At 28.5% G+C, this 16,983-nt stretch carries 13 protein-coding genes and 1 riboswitch; of the genes, 10 read left to right on the top strand and 3 right to left on the bottom strand.

The features are described from left to right. The first annotated feature begins 93 nt into the window (after positions 1-93). The 4 genes from BN2920_RS20475 (at position 94) to BN2920_RS20460 (ending at position 6,534) form a co-directional block, all read left to right on the top strand. Entirely contained in the window at positions 94-1,794 is a 1,701-nt protein-coding gene (locus BN2920_RS20475) for an extracellular solute-binding protein (RefSeq protein ID WP_058296811.1), read from the top strand. A gap of 18 nt (positions 1,795-1,812) precedes the next feature. Then, a complete protein-coding gene (locus tag BN2920_RS20470; RefSeq protein ID WP_058296810.1) occupies positions 1,813-3,765 on the top strand; it encodes an amylo-alpha-1,6-glucosidase in 1,953 nt (650 codons plus the stop codon). Between the two features lies 1 nt (position 3,766). Beyond that, a complete protein-coding gene (gene pulA / locus BN2920_RS20465) occupies positions 3,767-5,731 on the top strand; it encodes a type I pullulanase (protein ID WP_058296809.1) in 1,965 nt (654 codons plus the stop codon). A 128-nt stretch (positions 5,732-5,859) separates the two neighbouring features. Continuing rightward, positions 5,860-6,534, top strand: a complete 675-nt coding sequence (locus BN2920_RS20460; protein WP_058296808.1) for a YoaK family protein — start codon at positions 5,860-5,862, stop codon at positions 6,532-6,534. Positions 6,535-7,070: 536 nt separating this feature from the next. Here the strand turns inward: BN2920_RS20460 and BN2920_RS20455 are convergent. The 3 genes from BN2920_RS20455 to BN2920_RS20445 form a co-directional block, all read right to left on the bottom strand. Then, complete coding sequence (locus BN2920_RS20455) at positions 7,071-7,952, bottom strand: SPL family radical SAM protein (RefSeq protein ID WP_058296807.1); 882 nt, start codon at positions 7,950-7,952, stop codon at positions 7,071-7,073. 72 nt (positions 7,953-8,024) lie between these two features. Beyond that, positions 8,025-8,288, bottom strand: a complete 264-nt coding sequence (locus BN2920_RS20450) for a zinc ribbon domain-containing protein (RefSeq protein ID WP_058296806.1) — start codon at positions 8,286-8,288, stop codon at positions 8,025-8,027. 88 nt (positions 8,289-8,376) lie between these two features. Next, entirely contained in the window at positions 8,377-9,273 is an 897-nt protein-coding gene (locus BN2920_RS20445; RefSeq protein ID WP_058296805.1) for a helix-turn-helix transcriptional regulator, read from the bottom strand. A gap of 409 nt (positions 9,274-9,682) precedes the next feature. Here BN2920_RS20445 and BN2920_RS20440 point away from each other — a divergent pair, with 409 nt between their 5' ends. From BN2920_RS20440 to BN2920_RS20415, 6 genes are all read left to right on the top strand, one after another. Further along, positions 9,683-10,465, top strand: a complete 783-nt coding sequence (locus BN2920_RS20440; RefSeq protein WP_058296804.1) for a nitrilase-related carbon-nitrogen hydrolase — start codon at positions 9,683-9,685, stop codon at positions 10,463-10,465. 5 nt (positions 10,466-10,470) lie between these two features. After that, a complete protein-coding gene (locus BN2920_RS20435) occupies positions 10,471-11,052 on the top strand; it encodes a GNAT family N-acetyltransferase (RefSeq protein WP_058296803.1) in 582 nt (193 codons plus the stop codon). A 198-nt stretch (positions 11,053-11,250) separates the two neighbouring features. Further along, positions 11,251-11,595: a phenylpyruvate tautomerase MIF-related protein gene (locus BN2920_RS20430; RefSeq protein WP_058296802.1), complete on the top strand. Its 345-nt coding sequence runs from the start codon at positions 11,251-11,253 to the stop codon at positions 11,593-11,595. A gap of 205 nt (positions 11,596-11,800) precedes the next feature. After that, positions 11,801-11,883, top strand: a riboswitch (cyclic di-GMP riboswitch). 124 nt (positions 11,884-12,007) lie between these two features. Beyond that, a complete protein-coding gene (locus tag BN2920_RS20425; protein ID WP_058296801.1) occupies positions 12,008-12,739 on the top strand; it encodes an acyltransferase in 732 nt (243 codons plus the stop codon). A 35-nt stretch (positions 12,740-12,774) separates the two neighbouring features. Next, on the top strand, positions 12,775-14,877 hold the full coding sequence (locus tag BN2920_RS20420) for a methyl-accepting chemotaxis protein (RefSeq protein WP_058296800.1): 2,103 nt from the start codon (positions 12,775-12,777) through the stop codon (positions 14,875-14,877). A 312-nt stretch (positions 14,878-15,189) separates the two neighbouring features. Continuing rightward, positions 15,190-16,983, top strand: a complete 1,794-nt coding sequence (locus tag BN2920_RS20415; protein ID WP_058296799.1) for an ABC transporter ATP-binding protein/permease — start codon at positions 15,190-15,192, stop codon at positions 16,981-16,983.

The raw sequence follows: 16,983 nt of genomic DNA, 5'->3' as shown, positions 1-16,983 counted from the left end.
GGATTATTAAATAAAAAATTATAAATATTGCTAGAAGATGTGGTTTAGTCTATTATGAAAATAGTAAAGACTATGAATTCTGGAGGGAGAAAGATGAGAAAAAAATTTAGCTTAGTGATTATTATTTTCTATATTATGTCTGGTATTAATGGATGCTTTAGTACAAGTAATGCGGAAAAGAAAGTCGCTGATAAAACAAAACAGTATGAAGAAGCATGTAGTACTCCCTTTGGAAGATATCCAGAAACTATTACTTATACTTTAGGTAAAATGACTGGTGTAAATAATTCAAATATGCCTGCTGGTGATACTTATGAAAATAATGCATACACAAGATATTTAAAAGAAAAATTAAATGTTCAAAATATAGATACTTTTGAGGCTACGGATAATGATTATAATAACATGATAACCATGGCTATATCTTCTAAAAATATTCCAGATGTTATGTTAATTGATGATTATGAATACTTAAAATTGTTAGTTAAGAATGATATGATAGAAGACTTAACTGAAGTATATAAAGAATGTGCTAGTGATAGAATTAAAGCAATTTATTCAGGTTATGGAGATACTGTTTTTAATAATATAACTTTTAATGGTAAATTGATGGCATTACCTGAAACTAATATAGAATATGGACCTAACTTACTATGGCTTAGAAAGGATTGGATGGACAAGCTTGGACTAGAGCCACCAAAGACATTAACTGACGCTGAAAATATAATTAGACAGTTTATAGAAAAAGATCCAGGAGAAAATGGATCGGGTAAAACAATTGGATTAGTATGTTCTCCTGAAATAACAAGTAAGAATGGGTATAGCTATATGACACAAGCAGATATTATATTTGCTAATTTTAATTCTTATCCAAAACAATGGATTGAAGATGAGAATGGAAATGCTGTATATGGATCGGTACAACCAGCAGCAAAAGATGCTTTAGCACATATGAATAAATTATATAATGAAGGAATTTTAGATAAACAATTTCTATTGCGTGCACAAAATAATATTGAAGAATTAATTATAAATGGGCAATGTGGTTCTTTTTTTGGATTATGGTGGGCACCAAACAATCCGTTAATTGAATCAAAGAGAGTAAATGAAAAAGCAGATTGGCAGCCATATCTTATTTCAACTAATGCAGATGGAAGTACAAGTTTTTGTACACAAAACCCTAGCAGCAAATATTTAGTTGTTAGAAAGGGCTATAAACATCCTGAAATTGTAATGAAGATAAATAGTGTGCTTTTTGATTATTTAAGATGTACAGATGAATCTTTAAAAGAAATTGGAGATTATTATAAGGAAAATGTGGACCCGACAGCTAGACCATTAGGAATAAATGTAGATTATCAAGATGCATTAATACGAGGTTATGAAAATATAACAAATGCATTAAATGATAAAATAGAGCCATACAGCTTACAGCTAATAGAATATTCGTATTATGAACAATGCAAAAGGTATTTAGAGAATCCAGATGATGCTTCTTTAGAGGATTGGGCTGCATATACCTCGAGAATAACATCAACCTCTGTATTATATAATGCCAATTTAAAGAGGGTTAAGGGAGTCTTTTTTGGAGAAACGGATACTATGACGAGAATCTGGTGGAAACTAGAAGAATTAGAGAGTGAGGCTTATCTTAAGATAATAACAGGAGAAGAACCTATAGATTATTTTGATAAATTTTCTGCTGAGTGGTACAAGCAAGGTGGAGATAAGATAGTTGAAGAAGTTAATAAAGAAGTTAAATCATATAAAGAACAAAAAAATGTAAGTAATTAATTTAGAGAGGAATATAATATGAAATTCATTTATGGAAAAAATGATTGGAGTACTATTGAAAGAGGAGAAGAAAACTGCTACCTGTTAACAAACGGGTTAGGCGGTTTTTCTTCATTAACAATGATAGGATCTAATGCAAGAAATGATCATGCGCTATTAATGGCATGTCTAAAAGCACCTAATAATAGATACAATATAATTTCTAATTTAGGACAAAGAATAAAAATAAACCATGTTTATATTGATTTTAGCAGCCAAAAATATTTAGATTCTAAAAATAATAGATCAGGATTTAATTATCAAAGCAAATTTTCTTTTGAAGACATACCAGAATGGACATATCATATCCATGGTGTAGAAATAATAAAGAAGGTCGCCATGAGGCAAAATAAAAATACTGTAGCAATTACTTATGAGATAAATAATTTTACGAACTATGAAGTAGAATCTGAAATAACACCATATATGGAATTTATAAAAAAAGGAGCTATTCTTTCTTTAGATCAGCAGTTTTATATTAATGAGAATGAAATAAAAAGTAATAACATAAATCTTTATTATAAAACTAATGGGAAAGTATCAACTTATCCTACAGAGCATGAAGAAAATTTGTTGTTTGAACACGATGAACGTGATGGAAGGGAAAGACATGGAAATGTTGCACATAATCATAAAATACATTTTAATGTTAGACCTAAAGAATCAAAAGAATTTTATATTGTGTATAGCACAGAAAAAATAAATGATACTGCTGAGAAAATAATAGATGAGTCAGTGGAGTATAGAAAACAATTAATAAAAACAGCAGATATGAATCATGATATTGCTAATATGTTAGTTAAAAGTGCAAATCAATTTGTTGTCAAAAGGGAATCAACAAAAGGTAAATCGATTATAGCAGGATACCCGTTTTTTGAAGACTGGGGAAGAGATACTATGATTGCATTGAGTGGATGCTGCATAGCAACAAAGCAGTTTGAAGATGCAAAAAATATATTTAGAACATTTATGCACTACTGTAAAAATGGAATTATGCCTAATATCTTTCCAGAAGGTAATAATGAAGCAATGTATAACACAGCAGATGCTTCACTTTTATTTATTAATGCTGTTTATGAATATTATAAAAGTTCTAATGATGTAGAATTTATTAAAGAAGCATATCCTGTAATGCAAGAAATTATTAATTGCTATAAAAATGGAACTGACTTTGATATTAAAATGGATGTTGATGGTTTAATTCAAGCAGGAAGTGGTTATGATCAGGTTACATGGATGGATGTAAGAATAGATGATATTCTTCCAACACCTAGACATGGCAAGCCAGTAGAAATAAATGCTTATTGGTATAGTTCTCTTATGATTATGAATGAATTATCAAATTTAATAGGAGAAAAAGATCAAGAATATATAAAGCTTGCAGACTTAGTAAAAGAAAGTTTTACAAAGAAATTTTGGAATGCAGGAAAAAACTGCTTAAAAGATGTTATTTCTGGAACAGATGCAGATAATCAAGTTAGATGTAATCAAATATGGATAGTATCAATGCCATTTACAATGCTTGAAAGAGAAAAAGAGAAGAAGGTTGTACAGACTGTATTTGAAAAATTATATACTCCATATGGGCTAAGAACATTATCTATGGATGATAAAGAATTTAAAGGATTTTATGGAGGAGAGCAGTTAAAAAGAGATTTGGCATATCATCAAGGAACCGTATGGGCATTTCCACTTGGAGCATATTACATTGCATACTTAAAAGTAAATGATTATTCAAAAGAAGCAGTAAATATAGTTGAAAATCAGCTCGAAGTTATGGAAGCATGTTTAAGAGAGGGATGTATAGGTCAAATCCCTGAAATCTATGATGGAAATAATCCTACTATTTCAAAAGGATGTTTCGCACAGGCATGGAGTGTAGCTGCAATATTAAGAGTATATAAAGTAATAGAAGAAAGGGGGATATATTAATATGACTCCTTTAGAACTTAAAAGATACTATTCATCAGAAGAATTTAAAAACAAGTATATATATAATGAAAAAGACCTAGGTATTACTTATTTGAAAGACAAGACTGTATTCAAATTATGGGCACCAACAGCAGCAGAAGTTGTTATTAGATTATATAATGCTGGAAGCGATGAAGAAGCAGACTCTAAACAACTTAATTCATTTAACATGAAGAAATCAGATAATGGAATATGGGAAAAAGAAATAGAGGATGACTTAGATGGGGTGTACTATGATTATAGGATAAAAATAGATAATGAAGTCTTTGTTAGTGCAGATCCATATGCAATTGCATGTGGAGTAAATGGAAATAGAAGTATGGTTATAGATTTAAATAAAACAGATCCTACTGGATGGAATGAGGATAGTCATACAAGAGCACAAGTCGACTGTCCAATAATATATGAGCTTCATATAAAGGATTTTTCTTATGATAAAGCCAGTGGAATAAGTGATAAATATCGAGGAAAATATCTTGCTTTTACTGAGAATGGAACAACATTGAATAATGATAATGTTCATAAAACAGGAATTGATTATTTAAAGGAACTTGGAATTACTCATGTTCATATTTTACCTGCATTTGATTATGCATCTGTTGATGAAAGTAAAGATGATAACCAATTTAATTGGGGGTATGATCCTCTTAATTATAATGTTCCAGAAGGTTCATATTCTACTAATCCATTTAAAGGAGATGTAAGGATTAGAGAATTCAAAGAAATGGTATTAGCGCTTCACAATGCAGGAATAAGTGTTGTTATGGATGTTGTATATAATCACACTTATTCTTTAGATTCATGGTTTCAAAAGACAGTTCCGTATTATTACTATAGACAAAATGAGGATGGAACACTTTGCAATGGCTCTGCTTGTGGTAATGATACTGCTAGTGAGAGAAAAATGTTTGGTAATTATATGAAGAATTCTATTCTTTATTGGGCTGATGAGTATCACATTGATGGTTTTAGATTTGATTTAATGGGACTTCACAATGTAGAATTAATGAATGAGATTAGGCAAGAGTTAGATAAACTTCCAAATGGAAAGAATATTCTAATGTATGGAGAGCCATGGGCTGCAGATGAATCACCAATGGAGGAAAATGCTATTCCAGCTCTTAAGAAAAATATTGATAAACTTGATGAAAGAATAGCAATATTTTGTGATAGCACAAGAGATGCCATTAAAGGGCATGTATTTTATGGTGAAGTACCTGGCTTTGTAAATGGCGGAGAAGGTTTTGAAGAAGATATTAAATCATCTGTAAGGGCTTGGTGTAATAGTGTTGAGGAATGGAATCCAAAATCACCAAAGCAAATTATTTCTTATGTATCAGCACATGATAATTTTACTCTATATGATAAATTAATGGAGTGCTTAAAAACAGAGAAAGATTATCGTAAAACAGATAAAGAGTTAATAAGAATTAACAAGTTAGTTGCAGCTATAGTATTTACTTGTCAAGGAACTGTGTTTTTTCAAGCAGGAGAGGAATTTGCACGTACAAAATTAGGTGAAGATAATAGCTATAATTTATCACCAGAACTTAATAAGCTTGATTGGACTAGAGCATATGAATATAGTGATCTTGTGGAATATTACAAAGGACTTATTAAAATTAGAAATAACTTCTCTGCGTTTTATAATGGAAAATTAGATAATGTAGATAGAATAAAGTTTCTACCAGTGACACATAAGGGGGGTGTAATTTATACACTACAAAGTGATGATGGAACTGATGACTTATGGAATGAGGTTTACGTAGCATATAATAGTACAGTAGAAAATATAGAAGTAACTCTTCCAAATGATAAATGGCAGGTATTAGCTGATTCAGAAAGCTCATCTAAATTTGAAAAAGATGAATATGTATCAGGTACAATAAAGATACAGCCTCAATCAGCATTAATTTTAGGAAGATAACTAAGCTAGTATTTGTATTTAAAATAATAGCTTAATTTAAGAAAAATATATAAGCACAGAAATTAAGCTTGTCCTTGATTTCTGTGTTTTATGTTGTATAATTTTTTACGAAGGGGGCAAGTTGTATCATGAATAAAAAGAGGCAGATGTCAGAAACGTTTAGACTAGGAATATTATTGGCTATTGTTGGTGGATTTTTAGATGCATATACTTATATATCAAGAGGTGAAGTATTTGCAAATGCACAAACAGGTAATATTGTACTTTTAGGATTGAATATTGCAGAAGGAAATTTTAAAAATTCAATATATTATTTGATTCCAATATTGTCTTTTGCCTTAGGCGTTGTAATATCGGAAGTTATCAAAAGTAAATATAAAGATAGCAATCATATTCATTGGAGACAGATAATAATAGTGATTGAAATAATAATTTTATTTATTGTTGGATTTGTTCCATCAGGTAATATGAATGTAATTGTGAATGTTGCTATTTCTTTTGTATGCTCAATGCAGGTAGAGAGTTTTCGTAAAGTACATGGAAATGCATTTGCAACAACTATGTGTACAGGCAATCTAAGAAGTGGAACAGAGCAACTTTATAAGTATAAAAAAACTAAGGATAAGAGTATGTTACATAGGACTCTTCAGTATTATGGGATAATACTATTTTTCATACTAGGAGCTGCTATTGGAGCCTTAGTAACAAAACTGTTTAATGAGAAGTCTGTGTTATTTTGTTGTATTATTTTGTTAGTAGCTTTTGCCATAATGTTTAAAGAGGAGATAGAAAACAAAATATAATAAAGATTATTTTAAATAAGATAACTATAAAAAATTATAGAAAATTAGACAAGTCCCAATAAGTCTAATTTTCTATTAAGTAGCAGTTGTTCATTATTGAACTAATTCTTAAAAATTTGTAATGACATAATTGCCTTAGTGATTTTTTTATTCTTTAGGAAATTATATTGATGGACAATCTGTGGATGAGGTACCCATTGAGGGTATAAACTGTTTTGAAAAATATTGCAATAAACTAATGTCATTTAACCTAAAGAATAAAAAAATAAAATATATGCGCTTGGCCTTTTCTTCGGCAAGCTCAGAAAATCCAGAATGCGCTGAAAAAAAATCGACGGCTAAAGGATTTTCTTGAATTTAAGTTACTGTATTCTATTGAATTTATATTTTATAGGGGATTATATCATAGTCGCCTTGGCGATTTTTTTATACATAATTTTTTTGTGCACCAGAGGTGATTATTTAAATATAATTACTCTCACTATCTTAAAACTCTGATACATAATTGTTTCAAATCATTGTAAGAGAAATGCAATTTAAAATAAGGAAATTTGTTTAGGTACATATTTAGATTTATAATCTGATATAATATCATTCATTTCATATAAAATACCAAGCTTTTCACATTCATTCTTAAAAGAATAATAAAGGTTATTTGCATTAGGTGAACCACAAGCATATGAATTTTTATAGTGATTAATATATTTAAATTTAATATTAGGAAAAGACTCATCTAATTTCTTAAAAAAGTAATCACGTTGATTGTTTCTAAGGGTAACTCCAAATGCAGGAAATATAAATTTTGCTCCACATTCTTTAGCCTTATGTACTATATTAATAATGTTTTCTTTATTATCATTGATAAAAGGAAGAATAGGCATTAATAATATTCCTGAATAAATTCCAGCTTGCGATAATTTATCAATTGCTTTAAATCGTTCAGATGATGGATTAACATTTTGCTCAATTTGACTAGATAAACTATTATCAAAAGTAGTGATGGTTATCTTGCAAATAAGAGGAGAGTGTTCCTTTATTCTTTGTAAAATATCAATATCTCTGCAGATTAAGCTGCTTTTTGTGGCAATAGCAACTCCAAATCCATAATTATTCATAAGGCTGAGCGCATTTCTAGTAAGTTCATATTTTTTTTCAAAAGGATTATATGGATCACTCATGGAGCCGGTAAAAATGACTCCGGTTTTGATTTTATGCCGAAGTTCTCTTTGAAGAATAATTGAGGAATTTTCTTTTGCACGAACAGTGTCAAAATTATCTACACCATAACAATCACTTCTACTATCACAATAAATACATCCATGACAGCAGCCTTTATAGATATTCATAGTATAATCTGTTCCAAACCAGGATGAGTCTTTTGTTCGAGTTAATAGTGTCTTAGCAGGAATATAATTCATAATTCACCTCATAATAAGAGGTTGCGCATTAAATAATCTGCGACAACCATTTTATATTTGTAAGTGCTACAGCTACTTCCAACGTTTTAAATTAGGGAAGAATTGCTGCATGATGTTTCTAGCTTTTTCTTCACTAATATCTTTATTAGCATTTACCATATGTGGTATGCAAAATTCAATCATTTCGTTCATTGATATATCAGCTGTAAATTTACCATCCTTAAAGCAATAAGTACAATACTCATTATTTTTGCTGCCATCAGAATTTGTGCCTAAAACATCAGTGTTAAGTGGCATTCCACAGCTTTGACAATAAGATACATTTTGATTTTCCATAAATAATAACCTCCAAAATTAAATTTATTTGTTAAAGATATTATAATGGGTTTAATATGACAACAATATGTCATATTAAAAAGTTAATTTAGTATTTATTAATCATTTTATTTAGTCTGCCTTTGATAATATTTCTAACATATTCAGGTTCTAAAACAGTAGCATCAGGGCCAAAAGAAAGAATATATGAATAGATCCATTCACCTTGAGGATATGATGCAGATACTGTAAATGTATTATCATCATTTACGGTTATTTGATCGTAATCAAACTCATCGTAAACACGATAAGACTGAGAAGAATTTATATTTAATTTTAAATTTACAATATCATGATTTTTTTCTAAACTTCTAGATTCAAGTTGAATTTCAGGAAGTTTTCTTATGAAAGTTTCATCTGATATAAATAGATTTTTGATTCTGCTTAATCTAAATATTCTGTAGCTTTCTTTTAATTTACAAAATGCTTTTAGATACCAGTTTTTATCTTTAAACCATAATTGAAGTGGCTCAACTGAACGAGTAGTTTTTTCACCATAACTACTGTAATAATCAAAGGAAACTACTTTAGTATTTAAAATAGCATGTTTTAAGAGAGAAAAATTTTCTTCAGAATTTGAATTCCATCCAGAAAAATCTATTTCAATCCAATTGGTATTAGTTGTACCAAATAAATTACTGAGTTTAGAAAGAACAGAATTATTATCCTTATAATTTGTGGCTTGAAGGCTTTTAAGTGCACATAATATTTCATTTTGCTCATCTTCTGAAAGGATAGATTTATTTAGTATGAAACTATCTAATAAGCCTATTCCACCACCTTTTCCTTTACTTGTGTATATAGGAATTCCACATTCACATAAAGTATCTATATCTCTATATATAGTTCTTTGAGAGACTTCAAAGTGTTCAGAAAGTTCTTTTGCTGTTATGCTTTTTTTATTTAATAAAATATATACTATTTCAAATAGTCGATTTATTTGCATATAATTTACCTACTTTATAGAATTACTTTTTATTGAGGTGTATAAATGAAGCAAAACTGACGAATCATATTGCTACTAATTAATTTCATATTCCATTTAAATTAATTTACCTGTTATATTAACTATATTCTCACAATTACTATGACGGGTAAAGTGATTATGAGATATTTTTGAAAAAATAATTTAAATTGGTAGTATGTAACGATTAAGAAAACTAATTAATATAATAATTAGCATATAAAAAGCTATTCTATATAATTGAATAACATTAGTATATTTGATATATTATGGTTAATTGGATTTTGATAGATAAGAAAAGGTATGGTATTAAACAGGCAATGAAACTAAACAAATATTAGTTTTTATTGTTTTAAAAAACACAATGAAATTAATAAAAAGGAGATTCGCTATGTTAGTTGCACTTGCACAAATGGATTTAGCTTGGGAAGATTTTAATACAAATATTAATAGGGTGGAGACATTTACTAAAGAAGCAAGCTCAAAAAACGTTGAACTTATTTTATTTCCAGAAATGTGTTTAAGCGGATTTACAAATAATATTAGTTCATTAGAAAAAAGTGAAGATGAAATAATAGAAACAATAAAAAATATAGCCGTTAATAATAAAATAAATATAGGACTTGGATTTGCAATTAAAGTTGATAAAAAAGGCGAAAATAAATATACTATTATATCAAAGTCTGGAGAGGTATTAGCTAATTATACTAAAATTCACCCATTTACTTTTGGCGGAGAAGATAAAATATATTCTAAGGGTGACCATATAGATATTTGTAAAATAAATGAATTTAAAATTGCTCCATTTATATGCTATGATTTAAGATTTCCAGAAATATTTCAAATTGCATCTAAAGAAGCACATATTATAACTGTAGGAGCAAGCTGGCCAAAAGCTAGAGAAGATCATTGGATATCATTATTGAAAGCACGTGCAATAGAAAATCAATGTTATATTTTTGGAATAAACAGAATTGGGGTAGGAGATGATTTAGAATATAATGGGGCATCTGTTTTTGTATCACCTACTGGTGAATTCTTGAATGATGTGAATTCTAAAGAAGGAATCATCATAAAAAATATAGAATTAGATAAGATTAATAAAGTAAAAAAACAATTTAATATTAAAAAGGATAGAAGAGAAGAGCTTTATTACAAGTCAGGGGGAAATTAGATATAATGGATAAATTAATTAGACTTGCTACTATAGAAGATGGTGCAGAAATATTAGGTATTTATAAGCCATTTATAACAGATACCACAATAACTTTTGAATATGAAGTACCTTCATTAGAAGAATTCGAAGATAGAATGGAAAATATTCAAAGCATATATCCATGGTTTGTATGCGAATTTGATAATAAGATTGTTGGATATGCGTATGCATCTAAGTTTAATGAAAGAGCAGCATATGATTGGTCTGTTGACTTTTCTATATACATAAGTCCAGAATATCAAAGAAGAAATATAGGAAAAGCATTATATGATGCATTATTAAAAACTTTGAAAATACAGGGATTTTGTAATGCATATGCATTGATCACATCACCAAACATTAAAAGTGAAAGCATACATAGATCTTTAGGATTTAAAGAAATTGGAGTATGTAAAAATGTTGGATATAAAATGGGAGAATGGCATGATGTAAAGTGGTTTGAATTAGAGTTTGCAAAGCATGATGCCAAACCATATAAACCTAAGACTATTGATGAAATTAAAGAAACAAAAGAATTTATAGAGATACTAGAAGAAGCTAAGTAGATAATAAAATAAATTTCAGTTCTAATAATCACCAATCAGACTTGCAGTTATTGGAAAAATATAATAATTGGTGTTAATATAATATTAATACATGTCGTAATAATATTTATTATATGTGAGTGATTTTTATAATATTAGATTTAATATAAAATTATTGCAAGATGATTATTGTTTAAGAGAATAAAGGAGGAATGGAGTATGCCATTTATAGGATCTAAAATTACAGTAAAAGTTTCTAAAGAGAAAAAAGAAATAATAAAGAAAAGATTAGGTGAAGCAATAGAGTTAGTACCAGGTAAGAGTGAAAGATTTTTAATGGTTGGCTTTGAGGATGAATATTCATTATTTTTCTCAGGTGAAGAATTAGAAAAAGGGGCTTTTGTTGAAGTTAAGATTTTTGGAAAAACAAGTAAGGAAGCTTATGATAAATTAACAAAAGCAATATGTTCAATATATGAAGAAGAACTTGGAATTCCCCAAAATAAAATTTATGTAAAGTATGAAGAAGTTGAAAATTGGGGATGGAATGGTAATAACTTTTAATATAATGAAATATATAGTATTAAGAAATCCAATGATAAAATCTATATCATTGGATTTTTAATATTTAGAAAAATATTAAAATAATGTTATAAATTTATTGAGAAAAATACGAAAAAATAGTAGAATATAATTCGTGCTGTAAAAAAGTATAGAAAAAATATAGAAGTCTATGTATATTCCAATCTAAAATATATAGAAAAATTAATAATACTAAAGGCAAAATTAAAGAAATTTAATGACGCAAAACTAAAGGAGCTAAGGTGAAAACTATGCTAGCCAGTTACTAATAATTATTATTTTAAATAATAATATTGTTATTTAAATCAGATTTATTGTATAAGGTAATGCTATTTATTCACAGAATAAATAGCATTTTTTATTAAATATAAATGGAAAATGGAGGAATGAATTAATGGCAATAGAAGAAGCATTAGTAGAAGTAAGAAAAATAGTTGAAGATGGAGTAAATATAGAAGGGCTAGCGAAAATACTAGAAATATTAAAGTGTCCATTTCCAATTGAAGTATTAGAGGAGATGGAGTTATACACAGAATATTTACCTAAGAATACAGAAGATAATTACAATAAAGAAAAAAAATATCTACACTTTTTGTGGGATATTTTAGACAAAACTCCTATGTGTATTGTAGCAAACTTTGCAATTCCATTCAGAAGAATACTTGCTAAAAAGTTATTTAAATCATGTGGTAAAAACTTTATTGCAGAAGAGAATGTTAGGTTTAATGTTCCAGATAATATTGAGATAGGGGATAATGCCTTTATAAATAAAGGGGCATTCATAGATTCAAAGGGAGGAATTAAAATAGGAAACTCAGTTGGAATAGGCGAAGGGGTAAATATATTTACTCACTCTCATTCTGAGCATGAACATTCATTAAGAACATACGGAGAAGTTATAATTGATGACTATGCAAAAATATATGCAAATGCAACTATTTTACCAGGAGTCAATGTGGACAAGCAAGGTATAGTAGCAGCATGTGCTTTGGTTAACAAAAATGTAGAAGCTAATTCTCTTGTGGCAGGAGTTCCAGCAAAGAAAGTTAGAGACAGAATTACTTTAGAAAGAAATTCTGATGAACTAAAACATATTTGGCTTAACGAAGGTATCTATCAAGAATAATATAAATAATTTGTTTATAAAAATGGGGGAATAATATGAAAAAGTTTTTTAAAGTTAATATAGAAAATGAGAAGTCTATAAAAAGAAAATTATTAAAAATAGTTTTACCAATAATAATAGGAGGATTAGTAATACTTACGTTAGGAACATATTTAAGTATTAATAGTTTTGTTAAAAGTGAACTAATCGATTCTATGTCAGCAAGACAAAAGGAATCTACTGAAGGCATAAATTTATGGCTAAAATCAAGACTTGCAGAAGTGCAAGAAACTACATATAGTCCTATTTTGAAAGATATAGCTAATAGTGGAGTGGATTTAGATCTATCTGATGAAGAAACTATTAATACTATAGATAAGATAAATCTATCACGTTGGAATTTTGTTAATGCTGAATATCCCAATGAATATTCAGCAATACATATAATGTCCACATTATCTAAAGAACAATGGAAGGATGCAAGTAATGGCGATAAATTAGAAGCAAGATATTACAATGTAGCTAAAGGTGAGAGTGCTACATCACCATGGGCAAAAGGAATTATAGAAGAAGCTTTCTCAAAGTATTCAAGCACAGGAGAGCCATATGACACTATTTTTAAGCCTTCATATTCTGAAGCTTATGATAAGAATATGGTCATGATGGTTTCATGGGTGAAAGATGATAAAAATCAAGTGAAATTAGGAGCAGCAGCAAGCTTAGCAATAGAATCAATAGAACAAAAAGTTAACAGTTTAAAATATGGGAAAAAAGGTTATAGCATGCTTATAGCTGAAGATGGAACATTTATTGTTCATCCAAATAGTGAGTATCCATTAAAGGTTAATATAAATGATGTTGATGATAAAGAAATTCATAAACTTGCAGAAAATATTAGTTCAGAAAAATCAAAAGTAGTTGAATTAGGATATGGATTAAATAAAAAAGTAGCTTTTTGTGAACAGGTTGAGACAACAGGATGGACAGTTATTAATATTGTTGATCAGAATGAACTTTTTTCATCAGTAAATAAGGTTATGATGTTTATTTTAATAATTGCTGTCATCTTAGTTGTTGGACTATCTAGAGCTATATATAAAATATCTAATAAGCTTCTTAATCCTATAGATGATATATGCATATTTGCTGATAAGGTTTCTCAAGGAAACTTAAGTGAGCTTATAGAAATAAAATCAGATGATGAAATCGGAAAAGTAGCAGAAGCATTTAATAATACAATAAAGAATCTTAGAGACTACATATCAGAAATAGATAAAACATTAGATAATGTGGCAAAAGGTAATTTTGACATTAATATTGAATATGAATATAAAGGTGACTTTATAAATATTAAAAAATCATTGATAAATATAATATCTTCTATGAATGAGACTTTTAAGGAAATAAAAGAAGCAACAGTACAAGTAAAAGGTGGATCAGAACAAGTAGCATCAACAGCACAAACATTATCACAAGGGGCGGCAGAACAAGCGAGTGGAATTGAAGAGTTGACAGCATCAATTGGCGAAATTAATGAAGAGGTTCAAAATTCAGCTAACAATGCTAAGGATACTAACAAAATTGCATATGATTTAGGTGAACAGATACAAGGAAGTAATGAAAAAATGAAAGAAATGTTATATGCAATGAATGAAATAGAAAATTCATCTAGAAATATTAAAGAAGTTATAACTACAATAGATAGTATAGCTGAACAAACCAATCTCTTAGCACTTAATGCAGCAATAGAAGCCGCTAGAGCTGGTGAAGCAGGAAAAGGATTTGCGGTAGTTGCTGAAGAAGTGAGAAAATTAGCGGAAGAGAGTTCAAAAGCGGTGAAGAATACTGCAGAATTAATTGAGGGCTCTATGAAATCAGTAGAAAATGGAAAAGTGATAGCAGATACTACAGCAATGTCACTAGTAGAAGTAGTTGATTATACAAAGAATGTTGTAGAGTTGGTTAATAATATAACTAAATCATTAGAAGAACAAGCTTTATCAATAAAACAAATAAATGGTGGAATAGATCAGATAGCAGACGTAGTTCAATCAAATTCAGCAATATCTGAAGAAAGCGCTGCAGCTAGTGAAGAACTATCAGCACAAGCAGAAAATTTAGAGAATATGATTAATAGATTTAAATTAAAAAATATATAATGTTCTTAATTCATGAAAATGGTATTAAATTAATATAAATTTAAAAAGGATTCTATCAAATTTAAGATTTAGTTTGATAGAATCTTTTTTTGATATTTCTTAAAATTGAAATAAAGAAAAATACTTCCATAATAATTATATAAATAAATGGAATATATAATTGCAATTAGTGATTATATTGGCATAAAAAATATTATTTTAATAAAAAGATAGAAAGAATTAATATTTTATTTACAGATTTTAAACTTATGTGATAATATAACACAGGATTAATTGAAAATGATTATCAACAAATGAAGGAGAAATACAATCATGATGATTAATAAAAGGCTGATTGGAATATGCAAAGATTCTAAAAAGTATATGATTCTAACAGTTATAGCGAATATGATTTCAATTATATGTAACATATTAATTGTTATTTTGATTGGTGGATTCATAAATAGTCTTTATTTAGGAGAAAAATTTGCAAATGATTTAACCATGATTAAGGCTATGAAAGATTTCAAAATAACAGATAATATATCATTGTTTAATGGAGTAATTTGTATAGCAATATTACTTATAATTAGATATAGCAGCAACATTTTATATGGAAAGTTCTCACACTTGGCTTCTGCAAATGCAAGGGTAACACTTAGAGAATTAATTTATAAGAAATTATTAAGATTAGGACCAGGCTATAGCAATGTTGAAAGTACAGCAGCAGTAGTTCAAATGAGCATAGAAGGTGTAGAGCAGTTAGAGATTTATTTTGGAAAGTACCTTCCTCAATTTTTCTATTCAATGCTTGCACCAATAACATTATTTATTTTTATTTCATTCATTTCATTAAAGGCAGCTTTAGTATTTATAGTTTGTGTACCTTTAATACCATTATCAATAATTGCAATAATGAAGATTGCCAAAAGGATATTAAAAGCATACTGGAAGAACTATTCAAATCTTGGAGGAAGATTCTTAGAAAATCTTCAGGGATTAACTACATTAAAAGTTTTCAATTTAGATGAAGAAAAACATGAACAAATGAATAGTGAAGCGGAAAGATTTAGAAGAATTACAATGAAGGTTTTAAGTATGCAGCTTAATTCTATAAATATAATGGATTTTATTGCTTTTGGGGGAGCTGCACTTGGAACAATTGTAGCCCTTAACCAATTTAGAAATGGTCAGCTTTTAGCTGGTGATTTATTAATTATAATACTCCTTTCTTCAGAATTCTTTATACCTCTTAGATTGCTTGGATCGTATTTTCATATTGCAATGAACGGTATGACAGCATCTGATAGAATATTTGAATTATTAGATAGTGAAGAAAAAGAAAAGAATACAAAAGAAATCACAAATGAATTAGATGATGTAAGTATTGAATTTGAAGATGTAACTTTCAGTTATGATGGTAAAAGAAGAGTACTGAATAATATTAATCTTGAAGTTAATAAAGGTCAGTTAGTAGCAATAGTAGGGGAAAGCGGAAGTGGTAAGAGTACAATAGCTTCGCTTATATTAAACTCATACAGTGCTACAAGTGGGAAAATTAAGGTTAATGATATCAACATAGAAAATATAAGCAGTGATGATTTATATAAAAAGATTTCATTGGTTTCAACCAACAGCTACATATTTAATGGAACTATATTAGATAACTTATTAATGGGGAATAGAAATGCAAAAGATGAAGAAATTGATGATGCATTAAAGAAATCTAGATTAGATGAATTTATAAATTCATTAAAAGATGGTGTTAATACAAATGTTGGTGAAGGTGGAAATTCACTATCTGGAGGTCAGAAGCAGAGATTATCATTAGCAAGAGCAATACTTGCAGATAGAGAAATGATTATATTCGACGAAGCTACATCCAACATAGATGTTGAAAGTGAAGAAGCAATATGGAAAGCTATTTATGAATTAGCAGTTAACAAGACTATACTAGTTATTTCTCACAGATTAGCTAATGTTACAAAAGCAGATAGCATTTATGTAATGAAAAATGGGTATTTAGTTGAACATGGAAATCATGAAGAACTACTTAGCCTTAAAGGCGAATATTTAAATATGATTAATAAACAAAATGAATTAGAAAATATAAGAAAGGGGTGCTAG

This window comes from Clostridium neonatale (genome assembly GCF_001458595.1).
In the GTDB taxonomy this organism is placed as follows: domain Bacteria; phylum Bacillota; class Clostridia; order Clostridiales; family Clostridiaceae; genus Clostridium; species Clostridium neonatale.
Note: the sequence above shows the minus strand (reverse complement) of the source record. Positions and strands in the feature narration are given on the sequence as shown.